At 71.7% G+C, this 25,439-nt stretch carries 27 protein-coding genes and 1 pseudogene; 11 read left to right on the top strand and 17 right to left on the bottom strand.

All coding sequences use genetic code 11. The features are described from left to right. From CLM62_RS26780 to CLM62_RS26760, 7 genes are all read right to left on the bottom strand, one after another. A partial coding sequence (locus CLM62_RS26780; RefSeq protein WP_143659155.1) for an AAA family ATPase occupies positions 1 to 776 on the bottom strand: 776 nt, incomplete at its 3' end. Continuing rightward, positions 773 to 1,936 carry an exonuclease SbcCD subunit D gene (locus tag CLM62_RS26775; protein WP_095752472.1) on the bottom strand — a complete coding sequence of 388 codons (1,164 nt, stop codon included), beginning with the start codon at positions 1,934 to 1,936 and terminating at the stop codon, positions 773 to 775. The genes CLM62_RS26775 and CLM62_RS26780, both read right to left, overlap by 4 nt. Before the next feature lie 149 nt (positions 1,937 to 2,085). Continuing rightward, complete coding sequence (locus CLM62_RS26770; protein ID WP_095752471.1) at positions 2,086 to 2,715, bottom strand: YigZ family protein; 630 nt, start codon at positions 2,713 to 2,715, stop codon at positions 2,086 to 2,088. A gap of 66 nt (positions 2,716 to 2,781) precedes the next feature. Next, positions 2,782 to 3,327: a histidine phosphatase family protein gene (locus CLM62_RS26765; RefSeq protein ID WP_095752470.1), complete on the bottom strand. Its 546-nt coding sequence runs from the start codon at positions 3,325 to 3,327 to the stop codon at positions 2,782 to 2,784. Then, positions 3,324 to 3,479 (bottom strand): hypothetical protein, encoded by a 156-nt coding sequence (locus CLM62_RS51895; protein WP_257004109.1) that lies wholly within the window; start codon positions 3,477 to 3,479, stop codon positions 3,324 to 3,326. Before CLM62_RS51895 ends, CLM62_RS26765 begins: the two co-directional genes overlap by 4 nt. After that, positions 3,476 to 3,631, bottom strand: coding sequence for a hypothetical protein (locus tag CLM62_RS51890; protein ID WP_257004109.1), 156 nt, complete (start codon positions 3,629 to 3,631; stop codon positions 3,476 to 3,478). The genes CLM62_RS51895 and CLM62_RS51890 overlap by 4 nt, the downstream gene beginning before the upstream one ends. Further along, on the bottom strand, positions 3,628 to 4,350 hold the full coding sequence (locus tag CLM62_RS26760) for a hypothetical protein (protein WP_257004107.1): 723 nt from the start codon (positions 4,348 to 4,350) through the stop codon (positions 3,628 to 3,630). Before CLM62_RS26760 ends, CLM62_RS51890 begins: the two co-directional genes overlap by 4 nt. A 137-nt stretch (positions 4,351 to 4,487) precedes the next feature. Here CLM62_RS26760 and CLM62_RS26755 point away from each other — a divergent pair, with 137 nt between their 5' ends. From CLM62_RS26755 to CLM62_RS26745, 3 genes are all read left to right on the top strand, one after another. Continuing rightward, positions 4,488 to 4,895 (top strand): CoA-binding protein, encoded by a 408-nt coding sequence (locus CLM62_RS26755; RefSeq protein WP_095752468.1) that lies wholly within the window; start codon positions 4,488 to 4,490, stop codon positions 4,893 to 4,895. A gap of 153 nt (positions 4,896 to 5,048) precedes the next feature. Then, positions 5,049 to 6,692 carry an APC family permease gene (locus CLM62_RS26750; RefSeq protein ID WP_095752467.1) on the top strand — a complete coding sequence of 548 codons (1,644 nt, stop codon included), beginning with the start codon at positions 5,049 to 5,051 and terminating at the stop codon, positions 6,690 to 6,692. A 55-nt stretch (positions 6,693 to 6,747) separates the two neighbouring features. After that, entirely contained in the window at positions 6,748 to 7,965 is a 1,218-nt protein-coding gene (locus CLM62_RS26745) for a 4-hydroxybenzoate 3-monooxygenase (RefSeq protein ID WP_095752466.1), read from the top strand. A 5-nt stretch (positions 7,966 to 7,970) separates the two neighbouring features. Here the strand turns inward: CLM62_RS26745 and CLM62_RS26740 are convergent, their stop codons facing one another. Further along, positions 7,971 to 8,330, bottom strand: coding sequence for a metalloregulator ArsR/SmtB family transcription factor (locus CLM62_RS26740; RefSeq protein WP_179382240.1), 360 nt, complete (start codon positions 8,328 to 8,330; stop codon positions 7,971 to 7,973). Positions 8,331 to 8,392: 62 nt separating this feature from the next. Here CLM62_RS26740 and CLM62_RS26735 point away from each other — a divergent pair, with 62 nt between their 5' ends. Continuing rightward, positions 8,393 to 9,463, top strand: coding sequence for a cation diffusion facilitator family transporter (locus tag CLM62_RS26735; protein WP_095752464.1), 1,071 nt, complete (start codon positions 8,393 to 8,395; stop codon positions 9,461 to 9,463). Positions 9,464 to 9,576: 113 nt separating this feature from the next. On the opposite strand, the gene CLM62_RS26730 is transcribed toward CLM62_RS26735, so the two are convergent. Further along, on the bottom strand, positions 9,577 to 10,134 hold the full coding sequence (locus CLM62_RS26730; protein ID WP_095752463.1) for a YbaK/EbsC family protein: 558 nt from the start codon (positions 10,132 to 10,134) through the stop codon (positions 9,577 to 9,579). A gap of 32 nt (positions 10,135 to 10,166) precedes the next feature. After that, on the bottom strand, positions 10,167 to 10,739 hold the full coding sequence (locus tag CLM62_RS26725) for an XRE family transcriptional regulator (protein ID WP_179382239.1): 573 nt from the start codon (positions 10,737 to 10,739) through the stop codon (positions 10,167 to 10,169). Positions 10,740 to 10,832: 93 nt separating this feature from the next. On the opposite strand from CLM62_RS26725, the gene CLM62_RS26720 reads away from it, so the two are divergent. Continuing rightward, complete coding sequence (locus tag CLM62_RS26720) at positions 10,833 to 11,690, top strand: EamA family transporter (protein WP_095752461.1); 858 nt, start codon at positions 10,833 to 10,835, stop codon at positions 11,688 to 11,690. 189 nt (positions 11,691 to 11,879) lie between these two features. Here CLM62_RS26720 and CLM62_RS26715 read toward each other — a convergent pair whose 3' ends face one another. After that, positions 11,880 to 12,644 carry an acyltransferase gene (locus CLM62_RS26715; RefSeq protein ID WP_095752460.1) on the bottom strand — a complete coding sequence of 255 codons (765 nt, stop codon included), beginning with the start codon at positions 12,642 to 12,644 and terminating at the stop codon, positions 11,880 to 11,882. Between the two features lie 111 nt (positions 12,645 to 12,755). On the opposite strand from CLM62_RS26715, the gene CLM62_RS26710 reads away from it, so the two are divergent. Then, a complete protein-coding gene (locus CLM62_RS26710; protein WP_095752480.1) occupies positions 12,756 to 13,283 on the top strand; it encodes a gamma carbonic anhydrase family protein in 528 nt (175 codons plus the stop codon). Positions 13,284 to 13,407: 124 nt separating this feature from the next. Here the strand turns inward: CLM62_RS26710 and CLM62_RS26705 are convergent, their stop codons facing one another. Then, complete coding sequence (locus CLM62_RS26705) at positions 13,408 to 14,052, bottom strand: DedA family protein (RefSeq protein ID WP_095752459.1); 645 nt, start codon at positions 14,050 to 14,052, stop codon at positions 13,408 to 13,410. A gap of 135 nt (positions 14,053 to 14,187) precedes the next feature. Further along, a complete protein-coding gene (locus tag CLM62_RS26700) occupies positions 14,188 to 15,996 on the bottom strand; it encodes a ricin-type beta-trefoil lectin domain protein (RefSeq protein WP_373559189.1) in 1,809 nt (602 codons plus the stop codon). Between the two features lie 440 nt (positions 15,997 to 16,436). Between CLM62_RS26700 and galU the strand changes: the two genes are divergently transcribed. After that, positions 16,437 to 17,387 carry a UTP--glucose-1-phosphate uridylyltransferase GalU gene (galU, locus tag CLM62_RS26695; protein ID WP_095752457.1) on the top strand — a complete coding sequence of 317 codons (951 nt, stop codon included), beginning with the start codon at positions 16,437 to 16,439 and terminating at the stop codon, positions 17,385 to 17,387. Between the two features lie 224 nt (positions 17,388 to 17,611). Here galU and CLM62_RS26685 read toward each other — a convergent pair whose 3' ends face one another. Continuing rightward, on the bottom strand, positions 17,612 to 18,064 hold the full coding sequence (locus CLM62_RS26685) for a DUF4442 domain-containing protein (protein ID WP_179382238.1): 453 nt from the start codon (positions 18,062 to 18,064) through the stop codon (positions 17,612 to 17,614). A 69-nt stretch (positions 18,065 to 18,133) separates the two neighbouring features. On the opposite strand from CLM62_RS26685, the pseudogene CLM62_RS51885 reads away from it, so the two are divergent. The 3 genes and pseudogenes from CLM62_RS51885 to CLM62_RS26670 form a co-directional block, all read left to right on the top strand. After that, a pseudogene (locus CLM62_RS51885) lies at positions 18,134 to 18,381 on the top strand (hypothetical protein); the annotation flags it as partial. A 216-nt stretch (positions 18,382 to 18,597) separates the two neighbouring features. Beyond that, the gene (locus tag CLM62_RS26675; RefSeq protein WP_095752455.1) at positions 18,598 to 19,611 is read left to right on the top strand and encodes a hypothetical protein; all 1,014 of its coding nucleotides are present in this window, start codon (positions 18,598 to 18,600) and stop codon (positions 19,609 to 19,611) included. Positions 19,612 to 19,687: 76 nt separating this feature from the next. Further along, the gene (locus CLM62_RS26670; protein WP_095752454.1) at positions 19,688 to 20,989 is read left to right on the top strand and encodes an MFS transporter; all 1,302 of its coding nucleotides are present in this window, start codon (positions 19,688 to 19,690) and stop codon (positions 20,987 to 20,989) included. On the opposite strand, the gene CLM62_RS26665 is transcribed toward CLM62_RS26670, so the two are convergent. Next, on the bottom strand, positions 20,951 to 21,796 hold the full coding sequence (locus CLM62_RS26665) for a spermidine synthase (protein WP_095752453.1): 846 nt from the start codon (positions 21,794 to 21,796) through the stop codon (positions 20,951 to 20,953). The genes CLM62_RS26670 and CLM62_RS26665 overlap by 39 nt on opposite strands. 96 nt (positions 21,797 to 21,892) lie before the next feature. Next, positions 21,893 to 23,062 (bottom strand): elongation factor Tu, encoded by a 1,170-nt coding sequence (tuf, locus tag CLM62_RS26660; RefSeq protein WP_095752452.1) that lies wholly within the window; start codon positions 23,060 to 23,062, stop codon positions 21,893 to 21,895. A gap of 311 nt (positions 23,063 to 23,373) precedes the next feature. On the opposite strand from tuf, the gene CLM62_RS26650 reads away from it, so the two are divergent. Further along, positions 23,374 to 24,141, top strand: a complete 768-nt coding sequence (locus tag CLM62_RS26650) for a TVP38/TMEM64 family protein (RefSeq protein ID WP_095752479.1) — start codon at positions 23,374 to 23,376, stop codon at positions 24,139 to 24,141. 37 nt (positions 24,142 to 24,178) lie between these two features. Here the strand turns inward: CLM62_RS26650 and CLM62_RS26645 are convergent, their stop codons facing one another. After that, positions 24,179 to 25,348 (bottom strand): thiolase family protein, encoded by a 1,170-nt coding sequence (locus CLM62_RS26645; RefSeq protein WP_095752450.1) that lies wholly within the window; start codon positions 25,346 to 25,348, stop codon positions 24,179 to 24,181. Positions 25,349 to 25,439 lie beyond the last annotated feature (91 nt).

Below are 25,439 nucleotides of genomic sequence, written 5' to 3'. Positions count from 1 at the left end.
CGTTCACGGGCGGTGCTGCGGGCGATGGCGGCGGCGCTCAGGACGGCTTCCGCCAGCCCCGGCTCGCCGGGGGCCAGCTCCGGCAGCTCCATGCTGTCGCCGGCCGCCTGCTGCATGCGGTGGGCGTCGGCCAGCAGGGCGGCGTCCCCCTCGCGCACCTGGGCCTCGGCCGCGCGTCGGCGCTCGGCGAGGCGCTGTTCGACCGCGGCGAACCGGCGGGTGTCGAAGAGGCGGCCCAGCAACTTGGCGCGTGCCTCGGCGTCGGCGCGCAGGAAGCGCGCGAAGTCGCCCTGGGGCAGCAGCACGACCTGGCAGAACTGCTCGCGGCTCATGCCCAGCAGCTGGGCGACCTCCTCGCCGATCTCCTGGTGGGAGCGGCTGAGATCCTTCCAGGCGCCGGCCGTCGCGTCGTACTCGCGGAGCCAGGTCTGGGCTTTGTCGAGGGTGGTGCCGGAGCCGCGCTTCTTGGGCCGCTCCCAGGGGGGCTGCCTGGTGATCTCCAACCGGCGGCCCGCGACGGTGAGTTCGAGGCGGATCTGTGTGCGTGTGCCGGACGCTGCGTGGTCGCTGCGCAGGGTCGTGCCCTGGCCGGACTGGCGGGCGCCCGGCACCGTGCCGTACAGCGCGTAGCACACGGCGTCCAGGACGGAGGTCTTGCCGGCTCCCGTCGGTCCGTGCAGCAGGAAGAGCCCGGCGGCGGACAGCTCGTCGAAATCCACGGTCTGGGAGCCGCCGAAGGGCCCGAACGCGGTGATGTCGAGACGGTGCAGCCTCACCGCGCCACCTCCCGCACGGCCTCGTCCGCGCGCACCGTGTCGAACGCGTCCCGCAGCACCGCCCGCTCCCGCTCGTCGGGCCCGGCACCGCGCACATGGGCCACGAAGTCCTCCGCGATCTGCTGGTCGCTGCGGCCGGCGAGGCGCTTGGCGTACGACACGGCGGGGTCGTCCGGGGCGCGTTCGGGGTCGAAGACGAGGCTCAGCGTGTGCGGGAAGCGCTCGGTGAGCCGGGCCATGGGGTCGGCGGGGCGGACGGCGTCGGTGAGAGTCGCCTCGACCCAGGCCTCCTCGTGCCGGGCGAGGTCCGGATCGGCGAGCAGCTCCTCCAGGGTGCCTCGGATGCGGGCCAGCGCGCGGGGCACCGGGCAGTCGACGCGCTCGGCGGTGACCGCGCCGTCGGCGCCCAGGTCGACGAGCCACATGCTCTTGCGGTGGCCGGCCTCCGAGAAGGAGTACGGCAGCGGGGAGCCGGAGTAGCGCACGCGGTCGGTGATGGTCTGGCTGCCGTGCAGATGCCCCAGCGCGGCGTAGTCGACGCCGTCGAAGACCCCGGCGGGGACGGCGGCCACTCCGCCGACGGTGATGTCCCGCTCGCTGTCGCTGGCCTCGCCGCCGGTGACGAAGGCGTGCGCGAGGACGACGGAGCGGGTGCCCCGCGCGCGTGCGGCGAGGTCGGCGCGGACCCGGTCCATGGCGGCGGCGAGCACGGCCTCGTGCCCGGCCTTCTCGACTCCGAACTCGTCCTTGACCAGGGCGGGTTCGAGATACGGCAGTCCGTAGAAGGCCACGTCGCCGTGTCCGTCGGCGAGAATCACGGGCGTCCCGCACGCCGACGGCTCGGTCCGCAGATGGATGCCCGCGCGCCCGATCAGGCCGGCGCCCACCCCGAGGCGGCGCGCGGAGTCGTGGTTCCCGGAGATCATCACCGTGGGCACACCGAGGTCGGCGAGGCGGTGCAGGGCGTCGTCGAACAGCTCGACCGCGGCGAGCGGCGGCACCGCACGGTCGTACACGTCCCCCGACACGACCACCGCGTCGACCTCGCGCTCCCGCACGGTCGTGACGAGGTGGCCGATGAACTCGGCCTGGGCCCCGAGCATGTTGACCCGGTGGAACGCCCGGCCGAGATGCCAGTCGGAAGTGTGCAGCAGCCTCATGATCCCCGAGACTAACGGCCGGGTCTGACACCACGGGCGGTTACTCCCGTATCGACCCGTCATGACGGCCGTGACGCAAGCCTGTTATGCACGGGCGCCACGCAAGCCCGCTTTGCGCTACTTGCCGCGCATGGCGCATCGTTTGTCCGTTATGGCGCGTCCCTGTAGGCCTCGCCGCCGAGTTCGAACCCGGCGCTCCCGGCGGTCACGTCCGCCAGCCACGCCCTGAAGGCCTCCACATCGGCGTCCGGCAGCCCGATCTCGAGGGTGACCGCCTCGCCGTAGCGCACGTCGCGCACCTCACGCCCGGTGGCCCGCAGGTCGTTCTGCACCTTGCCCGCCCGCTGGTGGTCGACGGTCACCGTGGCCAGCCGGAACCGGCGGCGGGTGAGCGTGCCGAGGGTGTCCAGGGCCTCGCCGACCGCTCCGCCGTACGCCCTGATGAGTCCACCCGCGCCCAGCTTGACGCCGCCGTAGTAGCGGGTGACGACGGCGACGACGTACCGCATGTCACGGCGCAGCAGCATCTGGAGCATGGGGACACCGGCCGTGCCGCCGGGTTCGCCGTCGTCGCTCGCCTTCTGGATCGCGGCGTCGGCGCCGATGACGTACGCGTAGCAGTTGTGCGTGGCGTCCGCGTGCTCCTTGCGGATGCCCGCGATGAACTCCTGGGCCTGCTGCTCGGTGGCCGCCGGGGCGAGGGCGCACAGAAAGCGAGAGCGGTTGACCTCGGTCTCGTGCACGCCCGCGCGGGCGACTGTGCGGTACTCGTCCTGCATCGGCCCAGCTTATGCGGGGCGCCTGCCACCGCCCGCACGGGCCGGTTCAGCGCTCGCGCCTGCCGATCATCGCTTCTTCCCGCCCCGCGCGACGATCATGTTCGTCAGCAGGGCCGTGCCCGGGGTGAGGGCCTCCCAGGAGGTGCCGCGCCAGGCCAGGACGGCGATCGCCGAGGTCGGGAACTTCACGCGCACCTCGTCCAGTGCGTCGTCCAGACCGTCCCCGGCCAGGTCGAGCACCAGGTCCTCCAGGCCGGGGTTGTGCCCGATCAGCAGCAGCGTGTCGACCTCGGCGGGCACGTCGTGCACGACGTCCAGGAGGTCGGGTACGCCGGCGGCGTACAGGTGCGGATCGAAACGCACCGGCGGCGGTGTGCCCCACTGGGCGGAGGCCAGCTCCCAGGTCTGGCGGGCGCGTACGGCGGTGGAGCACAGGGCGAGGTCCGGGAGGAGGTTGCTCTCGGCGAGGATCCGGCCCGCGACCGGCGCGTCCCGGCGGCCGCGCGGCGCCAGCGGGCGTTCGTGGTCGACGACGCCCTCCGGCCAGGCGGACTTGGCGTGCCGCAGGACGACCAGGTGACGCAGCGGGCCCGCTCCCGCCCGGGCGATCACGCCGAAGCTCCCACGTCACGGGCCAGCTCAAGCCCGAGCAGCCGGTCGGCGTACGCGTACGTCTCGAAGCGCGCGCCCTCCGGCCAGGCCGACTCGGCGCGCCACACGACGACCAGGTGACGCAGCGGGCCCGCTCCCGCCCGGGCGATCACGCCGAAGCTCCCACGTCACGGGCCAGCTCAAGCCCGAGCAGCCGGTCGGCGTACGCGTACGTCTCGAAGCGCGCGCCCTCCGGCCAGGCCGACTCGGCGCGCCACACGACGACCAGGTGACGCAGCGGGCCCGCTCCCGCCCGGGCGATCACGCCGAAGCTCCCACGTCACGGGCCAGCTCAAGCCCGAGCAGCCGGTCGGCGTACGCGTACGTCTCGAAGCGCGCGCCCTCCGGCAGGTCCGAGGTCTCCACCCGGTGCAGCACCCGCAGGACGGCGGGTACGTTCAGATCGTCCTCCCAGGCCGTGCGGAGCTCGCCGCGCACCTCCTCGGGGATCGCCCGCGACGGCAGACGCGCCCACTCCGCGACCGCGCGGCGCCAGCGGACGAGAGTGTCCCGGGCCTCGTCCAGAGCAGCCACGTCCAGCCGCACGGGCGCGCTCCGGGGCCGGGAGAGCAGCGCCAGGCGTACGACGGCGGGATCGGCGCCCTCCGGAATCCCGGGCGCCGCCGGGTCGACGGGCGCGACGGCGACCCGGATGCCGTCGGGGGCCGTGCCGTCCTCGCCCACCACGTGGATGACCTGGGACTCGCCCAGTCCGGCCCCGGTGCCCCGGCTGTCCTCCAGGGGCCGCATGCCGAGGGCCGCGGCTCCCGCCCTCAGTTCAGCCTGCTCCCGCTCGCCCGCCATCAGCGCCCATACCGGCGTACCGCCCAGCTCCAGGGCCCGCTCCAGAAGGTCGGTGACCAGCAGCACGCGCAGGGCCGTGGCGTCGTAGCCCGCGGTGTGGGCCTCGACGCGGGTCAGCCCGCGGCGGGCGGGAGCGGCCTCGACGGGCTCGCCGGTTCGGGCGTCGATGATGCGCAGCACGAGGTGAGCGTAGGCGCGCGCACAGCGCCGCGCCACCGCCGGCCCGAACATACGTTCAGCGAACAAGGGGAATCATCGGGCATGGTCCGCTGTTCTCCGCGATACCAGCTCTTCCGCGAGCCCGAAGGAGACCCACGGTGTACGGCGACGAGGCAACGGTCCGCAAGATCCTCACCGCGCTCGGCGACACCTGGGCCGTGGTGGGCCTGTCGTCGAACCAGGGGCGCGCCGCGTACGGCGTGGCCGAGGTGCTCCAGCGTTACGGCAAACGCATCGTGCCGGTCCACCCCAAGGCGGAGACGGTGCACGGGGAGCAGGGGTACGCCTCCCTCGCGGACGTCCCCTTCGAGGTGGACGTCGTCGACGTGTTCGTGAACAGCGATCTCGCCGGTCCGGTCGCCGACGAGGCGGTGGCGAAGGGCGCCAAGGCGGTCTGGTTCCAGCTCGGGGTCATCGACGAGGCGGCGTACGACCGCGCCCGGGCCGCCGGCCTCGAGATGGTGATGAATCGCTGCCCGGCGATCGAGATTCCCCGGCTCGGCTGAGCGTCACCGGAATTCATGAAAGGCTGTCCAGGAAACCCCCGGGAACAAGTCAAGATTCCGGCAACAGCCTTCAGCGGAACAGCTTCCGATTCCTAATGTGAGGCCTCTTGTACGTCGAACATTTCTGTTCGTTTATGAGAGGCCCCTTAAATAATGGTAAGCATTGACCATGCCGCCCCGGAGGTCGGAAGGGGCCCGGGCGGCGGCCTGCGGCGGGACATCGGACTGATCGGGCTCATGTGGGCCTCGGTCGGTTCCATCATCGGATCCGGTTGGCTGTACGGCGCCGAGAAGGCGGTCGCCGCGGCCGGTCCCGCGGCCGTCATCTCCTGGTTGATCGGCGCGGTGGGAATCGTCCTGCTGGCGCTGGTGCACGCGGAACTCGGCGGAATGTTCCCGGTCGCCGGCGGCACCGCGCGTTATCCGCATTACGCGTTCGGCTCTCTGGCCGGTATGTCCTTCGGCTGGTTCTCCTGGCTCCAGGCGGCGACCGTGGCGCCGATCGAGGTCGAGGCCATGATCGGCTATGCCGGGCACTGGTCCTGGGCGCGGGGCTTCCTGCACGCCTCCGACGGGACGCTGACGACGAGCGGGCTCCTGGTCGCCGTGCTGCTGATGGCCGTCTTCGTCGTCGTCAACTTCCTCGGCGTACGCGCCCTCGCGCACACCAACAGCGCCGCCACCTGGTGGAAGATCGCCGTACCGCTGGCCGCCATCTTCGTCATCGCCATCGGCAACTTCCACCCGGGGAACTTCACTTCGGAGGGCTTCGCGCCCTTCGGCGCCAAGGGCGTGCTGACCGCGATCAGCACGAGCGGCATCATCTTCGCCCTGCTGGGCTTCGAGCAGGCGATCCAGCTCGCCGGCGAGAGCCGGGACCCCAAGCGCGACCTGCCCCGGGCCACCCTCGGTTCCGTCGCCATCGGCGCGGTCGTCTACGTCCTGCTCCAGGTCGTGTTCATCGCCGCGCTCCCGCACAGCTCCTTCGCGCACGGCTGGGCCAAGCTGGACTACCCCGGAATCAGCGGCCCTTGGGCCGGCCTCGCCACTCTGGTGGGCCTCGGCTGGCTGAGCGTGGTGCTGTACCTGGACGCCGTGATCTCCCCCGGCGGCACCGGCCTGATCTACACCACCGCGACCGCCCGCGTCTCCTACGGCCTGGCCAGGAACGGCTACGCCCCCAAGCTGTTCGAGCGCACCGACGCCCGGGGGGTGCCGTGGTTCGGGCTCCTCATCTCCTTCGTGACGGGCGTGGTCTGCTTCCTGCCCTTCCCGAGCTGGCAGGAGCTGGTCAGCTTCATCACCTCGGCGAGCGTCCTGATGTATGCGGGGGCTCCACTGGCGTACGGCGTCTTCGCCGACCGGCTCCCGCACCACGACCGTCCCTACCGGCTGCCCGGCGGCACGGTGATCGCCCCGCTGTCGTTCGTGGTCGCCAACCTCATCATCTACTGGTCGACCTGGGACACCCTGTGGCGGCTCGGGGTGGCGATCGTCCTCGGCTACCTCCTCCTCGGCGGATACGCCTGGTACGCCACCCGCAAGGGCCTGCCCGACGCGCCCCGCCCGGACTGGAGGGCCGCCCAGTGGCTACCGGTGTACCTGGTGGGCATGGGCCTGATCTCCTGGCAGGGCAGCTTCGGCGGCCAGGGTCGCATCGCGCTGTGGTGGGACATCCTCGTCCTCGCGGCCTTCTCCCTGGTGATCTACTACTGGGCCAGGGCCTGCGCGTCCCGGCCCGAGGAGATCGAGCGGAGCATCGACGAGGTCGCCGTCACGGACGCGCCCGCACACTGAGGGCACGGTCCGTGAGCCTCTCCCCACCCCGCCCGGCCGCCGACATAATGTTCGCGTGACCACCACCCCCCAGCCCAACTCCGGTGCCCCGCAACGCTTTCCGGTCGTCGTCGTGGGCGCCGGGCCCGCCGGGCTGACCATCGGCAACATCCTGCGGGCCGCCGGTGTCGACTGCCTGGTCCTGGAGAACGAGACGCGGGAGTTCATCGAGCAGCGGCCCCGCGCGGGAGTCATCGAGGAATGGGCCGTGCGCGGGCTGCAGCAACGCGGGCTCGGCGAGAACCTGCTGGAGCGGGCGCAGTTGCACACCGAGTGCGAGTTCCGGTTCGGCGGGGACCGCTTCCGCTTCTCCTACATCGAGCTGACGGGGAATCATCATTTCGTCTATCCGCAGCCTTTGCTGGTGACGGACCTGGTGCGCGAGTACGCGGACGTGCGGGGCGGGGAGATCCGGTTCGGCGTGCGGGACGTGCGACTGCACGATCTGGACACGGACCGCCCCTCGGTGTCATACCTCTCCGCGGAGACGGGCGGGCGGGTGCTCGTCGAGTGCGACTTCGTCGCCGGGTGCGACGGAGGGCGCGGGGTGACGCGCAGCGCGCTGCCGGAGGACGCCCACATCGCCCGGTACGACTACGGCGTCGGCTGGCTGGCCCTGCTCGCCGAGGCTCCGCCGTCCAACGACTGTGTCGTCTTCGGCATCCATCCGAACGGTTTCGCCGGGCACATGGCCCGCAGCCCCCAGGTGACCCGCTACTACCTGGAGTGCCCGCCCGGCGACGACCCGGAGAACTGGTCGCACGACCGCGTCTGGTCCGAGCTGCGCGAGCGGCTCGCGGCGACCTTGGCCGGTCCGCTCATCGAAGGACCGCTGATCGAGAAGCGTGTCCTGGACATGCACAGCTACGTCATCGAGCCCATGGTGTTCGGACGCCTCTTCCTGGCCGGGGACGCCGCCCACCTCACCGCGCCGATCGCCGCGAAGGGCATGAACCTCGCCCTGCACGACGCCTTCCTGCTCGGCGACGCCCTCGTCGGGTACCTCACCAAGGGCGACGAGTCGGGGCTTGACGGCTATTCGGAGGCGTGTCTGCGGCGCGTGTGGGAGTACCAGGACTTCTCGCAGTGGCTCTCCGAGGTGTACCACGGCACGTCGTCCGGCGACGCGTACCGTGCGGGCACCACCTTCGCCCGGCTGAGGCGCCTGTTCACCTCGCCCGCCGCCGCGGCGGCCTTCGCGGAGCAGTACCTCGGTACGGCCCCCGCGTACTGAACCGGTCAGTCGTGCGGCGGCCGGTCGCTGAGCCGGTGGTCCGCCACGTTCAGGGCCTCGTCCACGAGGCGCCGCAGATGGCCGTCGCGCAGTGAGTAGATCACCCTGCGGCCCTCCTTGCGGGTGTTCACCAGGCCGGCCAGCCGCAGCCGGGCCAGGTGCTGGCTGACGGCCGGCCGCGCCGCACCGCACGCCTGAGTCAGGGTCGTGACGTCGGCCTCCCCCGACGTCAGGGCGTGCAGCAGGGCGAGCCGGGTGCGGTCGCCCAGCAGGGCGAGCAGTTCGGCGGCGAGCGCGAACTGTTCCTCGCCGGGGCTGCGCGGGTGCGCATCGTGTGCAGGTGACAGGTGCATGCGTGCGCTCATACGCACATAATGGCTGTCGTGGGCGTCCCGCGTCCACCAGCGCACACCGGAAGGGGAACCTCGTGAGCGACCGGCACCACCACGAGCACAGCCACGGACGGGACCACGGGCACAGCCACGAGCATCGTGAGCACCCACGCCCCCATCCCCGTCTCCGCCATCGCCTCGCCCACCTCCTCACCCCGCACTCCCACGAGACGGCCGACAAGCTCGACTCCGCCCTGGAGTCCTCGGCCCGCGGTATGCGCGCCCTGTGGGTCTCGCTCGCGGTGCTCGGGGCGACGGCACTGGCGCAGGCGGTCGTGGTGGCCCTGTCCGGGTCGGTCGCACTGCTCGGCGACACGGTGCACAACACCGCGGACGCGCTGACCGCCGTACCGCTCGGGATCGCCTTCGTGCTGGGCAGGCGTGCGGCGACGCGCCGCTTCACCTACGGCTACGGCCGCGCCGAGGACCTGGCGGGCATCGTGATCGTGCTGACGATCGCCGCGTCCGCCGCCTTCGCGGCCTGGGCGGCGATCGACCGGCTGTTCGACCCGCGCCCCGTCGAGCACGTCCCGGCGGTCGCGGTGGCCGCGCTGGTCGGTTTCGCGGGCAACGAGTGGGTGGCCCGCTACCGGATCCGGGTCGGCCGCTCCATCGGCTCGGCCGCGCTGGTCGCCGATGGACTGCACGCCCGTACGGACGGGTTCACGTCACTGGCCGTGCTGCTGGGGGCGGGCGGATCGGCCCTGGGCTGGCAACTCGCCGACCCGATCGTGGGGTTGGCGATCACGGCCGCCATCACGCTGGTGTTGCGGGACGCGGCGCGCGAGGTGTTCAGGCGGGTGATGGACGCCGTCGACCCGGCTCTGGTGGACCGGGCCGAGCGGGCGCTGCGGGGCGTCGAAGGGGTGTGCGAGGTGGGCGAGTTGCGGCTGCGCTGGATCGGGCACCGGTTGCGTGCCGAGGTGGCGGTCGTCGTGGACGGCGAGGCGACGGTACGTCGGGCCCACGCCATCGCCGTCGACGCCGAACACGCCCTGCTGCACGCGGTCCCGCGGCTCACCGCGGCGCTGGTGCACGCGGATCCGGCGCCGGTGCCGGGCGAGGCGGACCCGCATCACGCCCTCGCCCACCACGCGTCGGCCTGAGAACCTGTCACATGCCGGCCGGGCGCCCGCCGCCTGGCACGCACTCCCCCACTGCCTCAAAGGCGTGGGGGACCCCCAGGCGCGTTGCCGAACCGCCCACGTGGCTCCTGAGCTCAGGCCACTCCCAGCCCCTCCAGCACCACGGCCCCCGGCAACTGGGCGAACGCCTTCCCCGGTACCAGCAACTTGCCGCGTCGGCGTCCGCTGCCCACCAGGACGTACGGCAGATCGACGACGGCCGAGTCCACCAGCACCGGCCAGCCGTCGGGCAGTCCGATCGGGGTGATGCCGCCGTACTCCATGCCGGTCTCCCCCGTCGCCGTGTCCATCGAGGCGAACGAGGCCTTTCGCGCGCCGAGTTGGCGGCGCACGACGCCGTTGACGTCGACCCGCGTGGTGGACAGCACGACGCACGCGGCGAGCGTGGTCTCGCCGCCGCGCTTGCCGGCCACCACCACGCAGTTCGCCGACTGCTCCAGCAGCTCGCGGCCGTAGTGCTCCACGAAGACCGCGGTGTCGGCCCAGTGCGGGTCGGTGTCGACGTAGACGATCTGCTCGGCGGGCACGCTGCCGCTCCAGTGGCGTACGGCGTCGGCGACCGGGGCGGTCAGGTCGGCGAGACAGTCGGGGGCGGGCGTGGCGTGGTCGAAGTGTCCGATGGGTGCGCGCATGACCGCACGCTAACAGGACCGCCCGGGCCGGTTCAGCGCACGGCCGGGACCGAGACCGTCAGCATCATCTCCATGGGGACGTCGCCCTGATTGGCGTACGTGTGGGCGGCGTTGGCCTCGAAGGTGGCGCTGGCGCCGGCTGGGACGCGGTACTCCACACCCTCGACGGTGAGGGTGAGTTCGCCCACCGTGACGTGGACGATCTCCACCGTGCCGGCGGGGTGCGGGTCCGACCCGCTGCTCTCGCCCGGCATCAGCCGCCAGTCCCACATCTCCAGCGGGCCGGGCGCCTCCGTGCCCGCGAGGAGCCGGCTGTAGCTGCCCGCGTCGGTGTGCCACAGCCGCACCACCTGCTCGGCCGGGACGACCCGCACCTTCGGCCCCTGTTCGTAGTCGAGCAGGGTGGTGATGCTGATGCCGAGCGCGTCACCGATCTTGACAACCGTGCCGAGGCTGGGGTTCGTCCGGGCCTGCTCGATCTGGATCAGCATGCCGCGGCTGACCCCGGCACGCGCGGCGAGCGAGTCCAGGGTGAAGCCGCGCTCGGTGCGCCAGCGCTTGACGTTGCGCGCCAGGGACTGGGTGAGCAGGTCGAGGTCCGACACTTTCCGTCCAATATTCTGGATGACAGAGTTCAATTTGCTGCACTATGATGTGGTGCACCCGATCGTTCACCGAACTGTACTGCGAGGCGACCCGTGACAGCATTCTTCGCCCTGGCCACCAGCCTGTTGTGGGGGCTGGCCGACTTCGGCGGCGGACTGCTGACCCGGCGCACCCCGGCGCTGACGGTGGTGGTCGTCTCGCAGACGATCGCGACGGCCGTGCTGGGCGTGATCGTGGTGGCCACGGGGGCGTGGAGCGAGGCCGGCCCGCGGTTGTGGTTCGCGGTCGCGGCGGGTCTTGCCGGGCCGGTGGCGATGATCTGCTTCTACAAGGCGCTGGCGCTGGGCCCGATGGGCGTGGTCTCCCCGCTCGCCACCCTGAGTGTGGCCGTCCCCGTCGGTGTGGGGCTCTTCCTCGGCGAGCGCCCCGGCCTGGTGCAGGTCGCGGGGATCGCGGTCGCCGTCGCCGGTGTCGTCCTGGCGGGCGGACCCCAGCTGCGCGGAGCGCCCGTGCAACGCCGGGCCATCGTCCTCACCCTGGTCTCCGCCGTCGGCTTCGGAGCGGTGTTCGCGCTGATCGCGGAGGCGTCGACGACGGTCACCGGCCTGTTCCTGGCCCTCTTCGTGCAGCGCGTGACCAACGTGGCCGTGGGCGGAGCCGCGCTATACGTCTCCGTCAAGCGCGGAGCGGACGCCCTCCCGTCGGGCGGCTTCCCATGGGCCTCGCTGCCGGCGCTCGCCTTCGTCGGCCTCGCGGACGTCGCCGCCAACGGTACGTACGCGATCGCCGCCCAGCACGGGCCGGTCACCGTGGCCGCCGTACTCGCCTCGCTCTACCCGGTGGTGACGGCCCTGGCCGCCCGCGGCTTCCTCAGCGAACGCCTGCGAGCGATCCAGGCGGCGGGGGCGGGCCTGGCCTTGATGGGTACGGTGCTGCTGGCGGCGGGTTAGGGCGTCTGCGGCATCAAAAGCCCCCTAGGGGGTGTTTTGAAAGTCCCGCACAGCACCCACGGCGCCCGGCACGCACCCTCGCCGCACCGGCCAAAGACCCAAGTAGCTCCGCTACGAGGGCCTTCGTCCGGCACGCCGAGGGCACGCACCGAACACCGCGGGCACCGCACAGGACTTTCAAAACACCCCCTAGGCGTCGGCGTCGAGCTCCGCGAGCCGGGCGGCGGCGTCTTCGTCCAGGTCGGCCAGCGCCAGGAGCTGTTCCGGGGTGACGCCGTCCGGTATCGGCACCGGGGCCGGTGTCCTCAGCGGTGGCTGCCAGCCGTCGGCGGGAGTCCAGCGCCGTACGACGCGCGCGGGCGCCCCGGCCACCACCGCGTGGTCCGGCACCGCACCGCGGACGACCGCGCCGGCCGCCACGACGACGTTCCGCCCGATGCGCGCCCCCGGCAGGATCACCGCGCCGGTGCCGATCCAGCAGCCCGGCCCGATCTCCACCGGCTCCATCCGCGGCCACTGCTTGCCGATGGGCTCGTGCGGATCGTCGTACGAGTGGTTGGTGGACGTGACGTAGACGTACGGCCCGAAGTAGCAGTCGCTGCCGATGGTGACCGCGGTGTCGGCGATGACGTGGCTGCCGCGGCCCAGGACGACTCCGTCGCCTATGCGCAGGATCGGGTCCGGGCCGAGGTCGAGGTCGGGCATCAGGCCGGCCGTCAGGGTGACGTGTTCGCCGACGATGCAGTGGGCGCCCAGCTGGATCCAGGGCTCGCCGAAGACCGTGCCGAGCGGGAAGGCGAGCCGGGTGCCCGTCCCCAGCGCGTGGAAGCGGAAGCGTCCCGGGTGCTCGGCGGTGACGGAGCCGGTGCGCTGCGCCCAGGCCCAGCCCGCGTGCACGGCCCGCTGCGCGAGGCTGCGTGACCATGATGAGAACGTGTTCTTGCGCTTCGGCACCCGCTCACCGTACTCAGCGTCAGGTGGACCCATGAGATCGAGGGGCTGTGATCTTCACCCCACCCGGTGGCGTACGGTGCCGGTGTTGAGGACGACGGCGAGGAGAGGGCGATGGCGCACAAGGCGTTGATCACGGGCATCGGCGGCAAGGAACCGAAGGTCCACGAGGAGGCGTTCGTGGCACCCACGTCCTCGGTGATCGGGGATGTGACGCTGGAGGCGGGGGCGAGCGTCTGGTACGGGGCGGTGCTGCGCGGCGACGTCGAGCGGATCTCCGTCGGGGCGAGCAGCAATGTCCAGGACAACTGCACGCTGCATGCCGACCCGGGGTTTCCCGTCACCGTCGGCGAGCGCGTCTCCATCGGGCACAACGCCGTGGTGCACGGGGCGACGGTCGGGGACGACTGTCTGATCGGGATGGGGGCGACCGTGCTCAACGGTGCGGTGATCGGGGCGGGGTCGCTGGTTGCCGCGCAGGCGTTGGTGCCGCAGGGGATGGAGGTGCCGGCGGGGTCACTGGTGGCCGGGGTCCCCGCGAAGGTCAAGCGGGAGTTGACGGAGGAGGAGCGTCAGGGGGTCACGCTGAACGGTACGCACTATGCGGAGTTGGCCAAGGCGCATCGTGGGGTGCATGAGTAGGTAGTCCGGCGGCTGCGGGTTGTGGGCGGCTGGTCGCTCCCCCAACTCTCGACTTCGCTCGAGCGGGGGGCTCCCGTCGCGGCGGAGCCGCACAGTGCCACAGCCCCGCACCCCTAACGGCGTTTCACTCCCCGGCGGGAACAGGTTCCGCTTCCTGATGGGCGACCTGCGCCTGCTTCGCCTTCCGCTTCAGCACGAGCATGGACGTGACGCCGACCAATACCGCCGCCACCAAGCCCAGCCAAGAGAACCGCTTCAGCCACGACTCCGCCACGATCCCCACGTAGTAGATGACCGCGGTCGTCCCGCCCGCCCAGACGATGCCCCCGAACACGTTGGCGATCAGGAACTTCCAGTACGGCATCCGCAGCACACCCGCGAGCGGGCCCGCGAAGATGCGCAGCAGGGCGACGAAGCGGCCGAAGAAGACCGCCCACATGCCCCACTTCTCGAAGGACCGCTCGGCCGTGGCGATGTGCCCCTCGCTGAAGTGCTTGGGGAACTTCTTGCCGAGCCAGACCAGCAGTGGCCGTCCGCCCTTGCGGCCGATGGCGTAGCCGATGGAGTCGCCGACGATCGCGCCGATGGTGGCGCACGCGCCGAGGATCACCGGGTCGATGCCCGCGTGCTGCGAGGACAGCAGCGCCGCCGAGACCAGGATGATCTCGCCGGGCAGCGGAATGCCCAGGCTCTCCAGGCCGATGACCACTCCGACCAAGGCGTAGACGGCGGCCGCGGGCACCGTGTCGAGCCACTCCTGCACGTGCAACGCCGGTTCCTCCGATTCGCGTCCCTCTAGTCCCGGGGGCGCCTTCACACAGGCGCGCCCCGGGAAGCCTACCGGGTCACGGAGATGCTCCCGCGTCCCACAGGTCCCACTGGTGGTCCCGGGGCACGGTGGTGCTCAGGGCGTTCCCGCCCTCGACTCCGTCCGCGGCGAGAGCGGGGCGGAGTCAAGGGTCCCGGTCACGGGAGTCGTGGCGGGAGTCGTGGTGGGAGTGGTGACCGGTGCGGGGGCGTCCGACAAGCCGCCCGGGAGGATGTCGGCATCCTCGGTGGGCGCGGCCGGCTCGGGCTCGGCACAGCAGTCGGCCGGGGCGATCCGCTTCTCGAACTGCGGCGGCCGGACCACCGGCGCGTCCGGCGGCGTCTCGGGATCCTTGGGCGGAGTCGCGGCGTCGGGGGACGCCGGTGCGGCCTCCGGCGAGTCCGGCTCCTCGGGGCTGCCGTTCTGCGTCCCGTTCTCCGCCGGGCCCTCCCCCTGTGTCGTCTCCGGCTCGTCGCTCACGGGTTCCAGGACCCACCGCTGCCCCTCGGATCCGTCCCGTTCGGCGACGACCACGGTCTTCCCGTTCTTGGGCGCCACCAGCAGCCCCTTGCCCCCGCGTAGCAGCAACTCGCCCCGCACGGTGAGGTCGTAGCGCACCTCGCCCGCGTGCACCAGGCAGTCGGCGACGACGACCGAGCCCTCGTCGGCGTCGGCGTCGAGGCAGAGGGTGGGGTCGGTGGCGCTGCGCAGCAGTCCGTCGTCCTGGTACGACCACTGCTGCGACGCGGCCGACGAGCACGCCGCCAGCACGGTCCCGGCACCGTCCGCGGGTCTGCTGTCGCGCACGTCGAGGCACAGCCCGGCGACCAGATTGCGGAGCCTGCCGTGCCCGACCTCGACGGGGTTGCCCACGGAGGCGGCGGACGGGGATCCGGCGGACGACGAGTCGCCCTTGTCCCCCGGCGAGACGGAGGTGCCGCTCGGCGCCCCCCAGGTGGCGCGTGGCCCGGGGACGCCGCCCTCGTCGGACCAGCTCCTGGCGACGAGCACGGTCGCGAGCAGGGCGAGGGACAGACCGGCGCCCATGAGTAACGCCTTGCCGTGCCGACGGGAGGGGGCGAGGTGGCCGACCCCGGCGGGGCGGTGGCGTCCGCCGGTTCGCGGCCGTACGAACGGAGGCCTGCCCGGCGACTGCGGGGCGGTGCCGCGACCGGGCCGGGAGTCGAGGTAGCGGCGGGCGCCCCAGCCGAGCACGGTCTCGGCGAGCAGCGCGTCCAGGCCGCCCTCGAAATGACTGAGCTGCTCGGCGGCGTGCCGGCAGTACCCGCACGCCGTCAGATGACGTCGGACATCGGGCAACAGGGCTCCGCCCCGGCGAATGGGGACGTCGAGGAGACGGTTGTAGAAGCGGCATTCCCTGGTGGGCGCGAGTTCCCGGTGGGCGCGTACACAGCCCGCCCGGAATTGCTCCCGAGCCCGCTCAAGACCGGCGGCCGCGGTAGCGGTGTCCACACCCAGCAGACCAGCGGGTACGGATATGGGCTCGGCCTCGACCTCGGTGTGCCACAGCAGGCATTGGGAGGCGCCCGGAAGGGCCTGGAATGCGCGCTCGGCGAGCCGTCGCCTTTCGGGGGTGACCGGCCTCGCCGCGCGTAGACCACGGCCACCGGTCGGTTTGCGGAGTTCCGGCAGCAGAGCGGAAATTCCGTCGTCCGCGGCCCATCCCTTGACGGTCTCCCGTACCGCCGCGAGGAGTTGGGGACGCACGGCGCCGCCGGCCGTCCCCGAGAGCACCCGGTGGAACGCGGCGGCGGTCGCCATGGAGGCCGAACCGTCCGAAGACAGCAGGCAGATGACCGCGTAGTCGTGGGTCGCCCGCCAGTGCCGGGCCATCAGCAGCGCGACGGCGTGGGCGTCCGTGTCGGCTCCGCCCAGCCGGGCCACGAGATCTCGGTCGGACTCCCCGGGACGCGATCCGGGCCGTGGCGGGTACGGCGGGCGTGGGGGGTAAGGAGACTGCACTGGACCATTTCCTTCCAAGCCGCAGGACGGCATGCGAAATGCGCGTTCGTAGGAAAGCAGGTGCCTGATTGGTGCATACCTATGCCGCGTCAGGTGCGGGTCGGCTATTTGGCCGCTCACTTTCGCACAAACGACTCACAGGAAACAAGAAGCTCGAGTGACCTGAGTTCAAAAAGCGGGTACTTCAGAAATGTTACCGACGGTATCCGCACCGACATTCGAAAAAACGTCGTCGCGGGCCGGTCAAGTTGTGTGCAAGGAAGGGCGGTTGGCACACAAAATCTCCCCTTCCCGCCCGGCCCACAGCGAGTTCCGAGGATTCTCTCGGGGTACTCCCATCCCCGTGCGCCAGCATGAGCCGCATGATCGTCCCCCACACGACAGCCGCCCCCGCCCCTGCCCGCCCCGTCCGCAAGGCGGTCGTACCCGCCGCCGGCCTCGGCACGCGGTTCCTGCCCGCGACGAAGGCGACTCCGAAGGAGATGCTCCCGGTCGTCGACAAGCCGGCCATCCAGTACGTCGTCGAGGAGGCCGCCGCGGCCGGGCTCGACGACGTCCTGATGGTCACCGGCCGGCACAAGCGGGCCATCGAGGACCACTTCGACCACGCCTTCGAGCTGGAGCAGGCGCTCGCGGCCAAGGGCGACGCCGTACGACTGGACGCGGTGCGCGACCCGGCACGGCTGGCGAACATCCACCACATCCGCCAGGGCGAACCCCTGGGCCTGGGGCACGCGGTGCTCTGCGCCCGCCGCCACGTCGGCGACCAGCCCTTCGCCGTCCTCCTCGGCGACGACCTGATCGACCCGCGCGAGACCCTGCTCAGCCGGATGCTCGACGTCCGTGACACGTTCGCCGGCAGCGTGGTCGCCCTGATGGAGGTGGACCGCGAGCAGATCCCCCTCTACGGCTGCGCGGCCGTCGAACCGACCGGGGAGGACGGGGTGGTCCGCGTCACCGGCCTGGTCGAGAAGCCGTCGCCGCAACACGCTCCGAGCGCCTACGCGGTCATCGGCCGGTACGTCCTCGATCCCGCCGTCTTCGACACCCTCGAGCGCACCCCGCCGGGCCGGGGCGGCGAGATCCAGCTGACCGACGCCCTTCAGGAACTCGCCGCGAGCGGCACGGTGCACGGGGTCGTCTTCGACGGACTGCGCTACGACACCGGCGACAAGGCGGACTATCTGCGCACAGTGGTCCGGCTGGCCTGCGACCGCGACGACCTCGGGCCCGAATTCGTCGCCTGGCTCAAGGAGTTCGTGGCCGGACTGGGCGAAGGCGGGGCGGCCGGCCGCGACCGGACCGCCGCCTGATGACACGTCGAGGGGTGCCGGCCGGACCGGCACCTAAGGGCCCTAGGGGGTGTTTTGAAAGTCCCGCACAGCACCCACGGCGCCCGGCACGCACCCTCGCCGCACCGGCCAAAGACCCAAGTAGCTCCGCTACGAGGGCCTTCGTCCGGCACGCCGAGGGCACGCACCGAACACCGCGGGCACCGCACAGGACTTTCAAAACACCCCCTAGCGGGAAACGCGGCTCAGCTGTTGGGCCGAAGCGTCCAGACGACGGTCATCTCGCCGGTGACGGCCCCGTCCGCGCGCTGGATGGCGACGGCCACGGGGAACTCCGGCCGCTGACCCTCGTCGAGTTCCGCGACGACCTCGGCAGCGGGGCGGCCCAGCGTCGCGGTGGCCGTGACGGGACCCATCGCCAGCTTCTTGTACGCGATCTCGGCGCGGACCGCGAGCGGTACGGCACGGGAGAGCTGGTCCCCGAACGCGGCCAGCACGATCGCCCCGCTCGCCGACTCGCCCAGCGTGAACATCGCTCCGGCGTGCGGCCCTCCGACGTGGTTGTGGTAGTCGCTCTGGTCGGGCAGTGCCACCACGGCCTTGTCCGGAGTGGTCTCCAGGTACTCGAGGTTCAAGGTCCTGGCCATCGGCACCGTGGCGGCGAGCATCTCGCCGATCGACATCTGGTCTGCGCTCATGCCCGCAGGTTACCCACGAGTAGCTAATCTGGCCAGATCCGTTCGGTGATCGCCGTATTCTCACCGCCCATGTGGTCAGGACAGCAGCCGCCGGGGGGCGGACAGAATCCGCAGCAGCAGCCGGCCGACGGAAACCCCTACCAGCAGCCCGGATACCAGCAGCCGAATCCTTACAACAGCAACCGCCCGCATGGGATGCGCCCAGCGCTCCGGCCGGACCACCGGGGGGAGGGCGCCGTACGAAGACGTTCGCGATCGCCACGGCCGCGGTCGTCGTCGTGGCCGCCGCCGTGACCGGGGCCGTCCTGCTGGGCGGCGGCGCCCGGGCCGCGCCACCCACCGCCTACGCCGGACGGACGGACTACACGCCACTGGCCAGTGTCGGCACCCGGACGCCACCGTCGAGAAGATCATGAAGACCGTGCGGCTCAACACGCCCACGGACGAACGGTGATTGCCACGTCGTGATTGCTACGTCCCTGACAAGGCACGGTGACCGAATCGTGTCCCTGGCGGCACTAGGGTGGCTGCCCATGTGGCCAGGACAGCAGCCGCCCGGGGGCGAGCAGAATCCGCAACAGCAGAACAATCCGTACCAGCAGCCGGGGTACCAGCAGCCGAATCCGTACCAGCAACCCGGATTCCAGCAGCCCAACCCCTATGCGCAGCAGCCGCAGTGGGGGACTCCGGCGCCGGTCGGTACTCCGGAGCCGCCGCGCGGGGGTGGCGGGAACCGGACCAAGCTGGTCGCGATCGTGGCGGCACTGGCCGTCGTCGTGACCGCCGGTGTGACCGGATTCCTGGTCCTCGGCGGCGACAAGGACGACCAGGCGGACGACGTCACCGGCAAGGACGGCAACAAGTCCGCGAGCCCGACCACCGAGCCGAGCGTCACCGCCTCCCCTTCCGCGGACAACCCGCGGGGCGGTGAGGCGGAGCAGCCGACCGTGCCAGGCTGGAAGGTCGTCGTCAACCCCAAGTGGGGCACGGCCTTCGACGTCCCGGCGGACTGGACGATCGACTCGCCCGGCACGTTCATCGGCTTCGAGGACGAGAAGAAGGGCGACGGCTCCGCCCTCATCGGCATGTCCGCACCCGCCTACTTCAAGGAGAAGTGGTGCACCTCCGACGCCGACAAGGACGGGCGGACCAGCGACTCGAACCTGGCGGCGGCCGGCACCAAGGGCCAGAACGGCGCCAAGAACACCGACGAGGTCGCACGCAACGACTCGGCCTGGTGGGCGTTCGGCGGCTACACCGACCAGTCGGACGCCTCGAAGAAGCTGCTCACCCTCGTCAAGCCGAAGCCGTTCACCACGGCGTCAGGCGTCCAGGGCAGCGTCGCATCGGCGTACACGAAGGGCGTGAAGAAGGAGGACAAGTGCGACTCCGACGGCAAGGCGACGACGTTCGCGTTCAAGAACTCCGCGGGTGACTACGTCGCCTGGAGCCTCTACGGGGCGAAGGGCGTCAGCGACGAGCTGCCCGAGAAGACGATCCTGAAGATCCTCAGCACGGTCCGGCTGCACGGCGAACCCACGGGATGACCCCTGCCGTGCCCTGACCGGCCAGAACTGTCCTGAACGGTTTGGCAAGTCGGGCCCCGGCGGCGATAGTCGGCCGGTGACCTCAGCCTCCGGCTCGTCCCGCCGCTCCCGCAGACCCGCCTGGGCGGGCCGCAACTACGGCCTGCTGACCGCCGCGGCGGTCGTCACCAACCTGGGCAGCCATGGTGCGCTGATCGCCGCCGCGTTCGCCGTCCTCGACGCGGGCGGCGACGGCGGCGACGTGGGGCTGGTGGCCGCCGCCCGCACACTGCCGCTGGTGGTCTTCCTGCTGATCGGCGGCGCCGTCGCGGACCGGCTGCCCCGGCATCGGGTGATGGTGGCGGCCAACGCCCTCAACTGCGTCTCCCAGGGCGCGTTCGCGGTCCTGGTCCTCGCCGGGGAACCGCGGCTGTGGCAGATGATGCTGCTGACCGCGCTCGGCGGCACCGGCCAGGCGTTCTTCGGCCCGGCGGCCGAGGGCATGCTGCTGTCCTCGGTGCAGGGCGAACAGGCAGGCCGTGCCTTCGCTGTGTTCCGGATGGCGATGCAGGGCGCGGCGCTCGGCGGTGCCGCGCTGGGCGGTGCGATGGTCGCCGCGATCGGGCCGGGCTGGGTGCTCGCCGCGGACGCGGCGGCGTTCGCGGCCGCCGGTGCGCTGCGGTCCTTCCTCGACGTGAGTCACATTCCGCCGCGCGCGCCGGGCGGCGGAATGCTCGCCGATCTCCGGGACGGCTGGCGGGAGTTCGCGGGCCGGCCGTGGCTGTGGGGCATCGTCGTCCAGTTCTCGATCGCGAACGCGGTCGTAGCGGCCGCCGACGCGGTCTACGGCCCTCTTGTCGCCCGGGACCACCTGGGCGGCGCGGGCCCGTGGGGCCTGGCCCTGGGCTGCTTCGGGGCGGGCACGGTGGCCGGCGCGCTGCTGATGACCCGCTGGAAACCGCGCCGCCTACTGCTCGCGGGCACCCTGTGCGTCTTCCCGTTGGCCCTGCCCTCGGCCGCACTGGCCGTCCCGGTGTCGGTGGCCTCCCTGTGCGTGGCGATGTTCGCCGCCGGTGCGACCGTGGAGGTCTTCGGCGTCTCCTGGATGACCGCCCTGCACCAGGAGATACCGGAGGACAAGCTCTCGCGCGTTTCGGCGTACGACTGGTTCGGCTCGGTCGCCCTGGTCCCGCTGGCAACGGCCCTCACCGGCCCGGCGGAGGCGGCGTTCGGCCGGCCGCAGGCCCTGTGGGGCTGCTCGGCGCTGGTCGTGGTGGTCACGGCGGCGGTGCTGTGCATGCCGGACGTACGAAATCTGCGGCGGAACACCAAGGACATGATGCGGGAGGTCGGGACCGGTTCACCCGATGCCGAACGCCCCGTCGGGGGGCTCGGGTGACGGTACGGCGTCCTCGTCCCGTACCGGCGCGGCATCGCCGATGAAGTCCCGCAGGGCGGGCCCGTGTTCGACCCGCGCGGGGAAGGCGTCGGCGGCGGTACGCCGGGCCAGGGCGGCCGTGTCGAGGGGGCGGTGCGCGGCGACGAGCACCGCGTTGCCGAAGCGGCGCCCGCGCAGCACGCCCGGCTCGGCGATCAGCACCAGCTCCTCGAACACCGCGGCGAAGGTGGCGAGTTGAGAGCGCAGGAAGGCGAAGGGCGCGGCGTCGGGCAGGTTGGCCAGGTAGACGCCCTCGGCGCGCAGGACGCGCGCGGCCTCGCGGGCGTAGGTGAGGGACGTCAGGTGCGCCGGGACGCGCGAGCCGCCGAAGACGTCGGCGACGAGCACGTCGGCGGAGTCCGCGGGGGCGGTTTCCAGCCAGGCGCGGGCATCGGCGGCGTGCAGGGCGATACCCGCGCCGTCCGGCAACGGCAGATGCTCCACGACCAGCTCCAGCAGGGCGCGGTCGGACTCGACCACGTCCTGCCGGGAGCCGGGCCGGGTCGCGGCCAGGTACCGGGGCAGGGTGAGCGCGCCCCCACCGAGGTGCAGCACGTCCAGCGGGCGCCCCGCCTCGGCGACGGTGTCCAGCACATGCCCGAGCCGCCGCGCGTACTCGAACTCCAGATACGCCGGCTCATCCAGATCGACGTACGACTGCGGCGCCCCGTCGACGGTCAGCAGCCAGGCCCGCTTCCGGTCGATGTCGGGCATCAGCTTGGCAACGCCCTGATCGACGGGGAGAGTGACGGGGATGGGCTCGTTCACCCTCCCATTGTGCCTTTGTGCAGCAGGTCCAAATGGGCGCGGGGGACTGCGACCCGCCACAACCGGCCCGCAGTCCCCCACGCACAAGCACCACCCTCACTGAACGGCTGTCACGGTCCCCGCCCCAACAGTCCGCCCACCCTCACGGATGGCGAAACCAAGCCCGGGCTCCAGAGGCACGTCCCGCCCCAGCTCCACGGACACGGCAACCGTCTCCCCCGGCCGCGCCACCGCCACCTCACCGAGGTCGAGGTCACCGACCACATCCGCCGTGCGGATGTAGAACTGCGGGCGGTAACCGGTCGACACCGGCGTCGTACGACCACCTTCGCGCGCCGACAGGACGTACACCTGCGCGGTGAAGCGACGACGGGGCACCACACTCCCCGGCGCCGCAACCACATGACCGCGCCGGACCGCATCCCGCGGCACACCCCTCAGCAGCAACGCCACGTTGTCCCCGGCCTGCGCCTCCTCCATCGGCTTGCCAAACGTCTCCAGCCCCGTGACCACCGTCTCCACGGAGGCCCCGAGCACGTCGACCCGGTCCCCGACCCGCACCGTGCCCCGTTCCACGGCCCCGGTCACCACCGTCCCCCGGCCGGTGATGGTCAGCACGTTCTCCACCGGCATCAGAAACGGCGCGTCCAGATACCGCTCGGGCATCGGCACATACGTGTCCACCGCGTCGAGGAGCGCCTCGACGGACGCGGTCCAACGTGGGTCCCCTTCCAGCGCTTTCAGCCCCGAGACCCGTACGACAGGCACCGCGTCGCCGCCGTAGCCGTGCGCGGTGAGCAGGTCACGCACCTCCAGCTCGACCAGGTCGATGAGCTCCTCGTCGCCCGCGTCGGCCTTGTTCAGGGCGACGACGATGTGGTTCACGCCCACCTGCCGGGCGAGCAGCACGTGTTCGGCGGTCTGCGGCATGATCCCGTCGAGCGCGGAGACGACGAGGATCGCCCCGTCGAGCTGCGCGGCTCCGGTGACCATGTTCTTGACGTAGTCGGCATGGCCCGGCATGTCCACGTGGGCGTAATGCCGTGTGTCGGTCTCGTACTCGACATGCGCGATGTTGATGGTGATGCCGCGCGCCGCCTCCTCGGGCGCCCGGTCGATGCGGTCGAAGGGCACGAACGTGGAAGAGCCGCGCTCGGCCAGCACCTTCGTGATGGCGGCCGTCAGCGTGGTCTTGCCGTGGTCGACGTGGCCCATCGTGCCGATGTTCAGATGCGGTTTGGTGCGGACGTATGCCGTCTTGGGCATGGCGGTACCTCGAAACCTCTTCGAAGGAGAGTGGGGACCCCAAGGACTCGCCGACCCTCCCCCTGCGGGGTCCGCCGGACGATCCGGAGAGGGTCAGCTTCGGGCGCCGTCGACAGCGGCCAGGAAGACGGGAACGGCAGCCTTCGGAGCATCCGCGACCGCGGATGCTGCGAGGACGAAGGCGTACCGGAACATGACGCAGATCATTGCCGACGCGTTGTCCCACGTCGAATGGTTTTTGGCGGTGCCGGCCCGCACAACGGACGGGATCCATACGGCGATCACACATGTCCGTCGGTTACCGTCACTGGATGCTCGATGCCACCACCCGCTCTGGGGGCACCGCCACGGCCCCTCCCCGGGCCGCCGCCACGGAGCTCGCCGTCGCCGTTCCCGCTCCGGTGGGCCTCGCCGCGCGCTGCACGAGAGTGCTGCTCTCGCCGTGGTCACGCCTGTCCCTGCTCATCGCCCTGCTCGCGGGCGCCGCCTCGACCGTGCTGCTCTTCGAGCCGCAGCGGCTGCTGGCGGACGGCTGGCCGCCGCAACTCGGCGGAGCCGCGGCGGCGGTGGTGTTCGCGGTGGCGTACGGACTGTGCACCGTGGCGTTCGTGCCGCGGCCGCTGCTCAATCTGGCGGCGGGCGCGCTGTTCGGCTCGCAGCTGGGCCTCGGTGTCTCCATCACGGGCACGGTGCTCGGGGCCGGTGTCGCCTTCGGCCTCGGCCGGGTGCTGGGCCAGGACGCCCTGCGCCCGCTGCTGCGCGGCCGGTGGCTGCACGCCGCCGACGGGCAGCTCAGCCGGCACGGCTTCCGTTCGATGCTCGCGGCACGCCTGTTCCCGGGGGTGCCGTTCTGGGCGGCGAACTACTGCGCCGCTGTCTCCCGCATGGGGTACTTCCCGTTCCTGCTGGCGACGGCGCTCGGCTCGATCCCGAACACCGCCGCGTACGTCGTCGCCGGCGCCCGCGCCTCCGCACCGACGTCACCGGCTTTCCTGATCGCGATGGCCTGCATCGCGCTGCCGGCGCTTGCGGGCGCGGTGGTGGCCTGGCGCAAGCGGCACCACTTCCGGGACCGTTAGCCCCCTTTCCCACAGCTTCCAGTCACACCGCTTCCAGTCACACCGCTTCCAGGACCATCGCGTTGGCGAGGCCGCCCGCCTCGCACATCGTCTGCAGGGCGTAACGGGCGCCGCGCTCCCGCATCGCGTGCACGAGGGTGGTCGTCAGGCGGGTGCCGCTCGCGCCGAGGGGGTGGCCGAGGGCGATCGCGCCGCCGTGCACGTTGACCTTGGCGAGGTCGGCCCCGGTTTCCTGCTGCCAGGCCAGGACCACGCTGGAGAACGCCTCGTTGACCTCGAACAGGTCGATGTCCTCCAGGGACAGGTGCGCCCTGCGCAGCACCTTCTCGGTCGCCGGGACGACCCCGGTGAGCATGAGGATCGGGTCGGAGCCGGTGACGGCGAAGCTGTGCAGTCGGGCGAGCGGGCGCAGGCCGAGGCGGGCCGCGGTCTCGCTGGACGTGATGAGTACGGCCGAGGCGCCGTCGTTGATGGGGCTGGCGTTGCCCGCGGTGACGTTCCACTCGATCTGCGGGAAGCGCTCGGCGAAGGTCGGGTCGTGGTAGGCGGGCTTCAGGCCGGCGAGGATCTCGGGGGTCGTGCCCGGCCGTACGCACTCGTCGCGGCTGACGCCCTCCAGGGGCGCGATCTCGGCGTCGAACAGTCCGGCGTCCCAGGCCGCGGCGGCCTTGCGGTGCGAGGAGACCGCGAAGGCGTCCAGTTGCTCACGGGTGATCGACCACTTGGCGGCGATGAGCTCCGCGCTGATGCCCTGCGGGACGAGTCCCTCCTCGTAGCGCTCGGCGACTCCGGGGCCGAAGGGGTCCTTGCCCGCCGGCACGTTCGACCACATCGGCACGCGGCTCATCGACTCGACACCGCACGCGACGACGAGGTCGTAGGCACCGGAGATGACGCCCTGGGCCGCGAAGTGCACGGCCTGCTGGGAGGAGCCGCACTGGCGGTCGACGGTGGTCGCGGGGACGGTCTCCGGGAAGCCCGCGGACAGGACGGCGTAGCGGGTGGTGTTCATGGCCTGCTCGCCGACCTGGTCGACGGTGCCGCCGATGACGTCGTCGATCAGCGCCGGGTCGACCCCGGAGCGCTCGACGAGGGTGCGCAGGGTGTGGGCGAGGAGCTCCACGGGGTGGACGTGCGCGAGGGCGCCGTTCGGCTTGCCCTTGCCTATCGGGGTGCGTACGGCTTCGACGACGACTGCGTCACGCATGGTGCCGGCCTCCACGAATACCAGTGAGCGATTACCAGTGAGTAGGAAATCCGAACTCACCATAGCCCGCTAGGTTGGAAAATCGAACCCT

It is taken from the genome of Streptomyces sp. SA15 (assembly GCF_002291145.1).
GTDB lineage: Bacteria > Actinomycetota > Actinomycetes > Streptomycetales > Streptomycetaceae > Streptomyces.
Note: the sequence above shows the minus strand (reverse complement) of the source record. Positions and strands in the feature narration are given on the sequence as shown.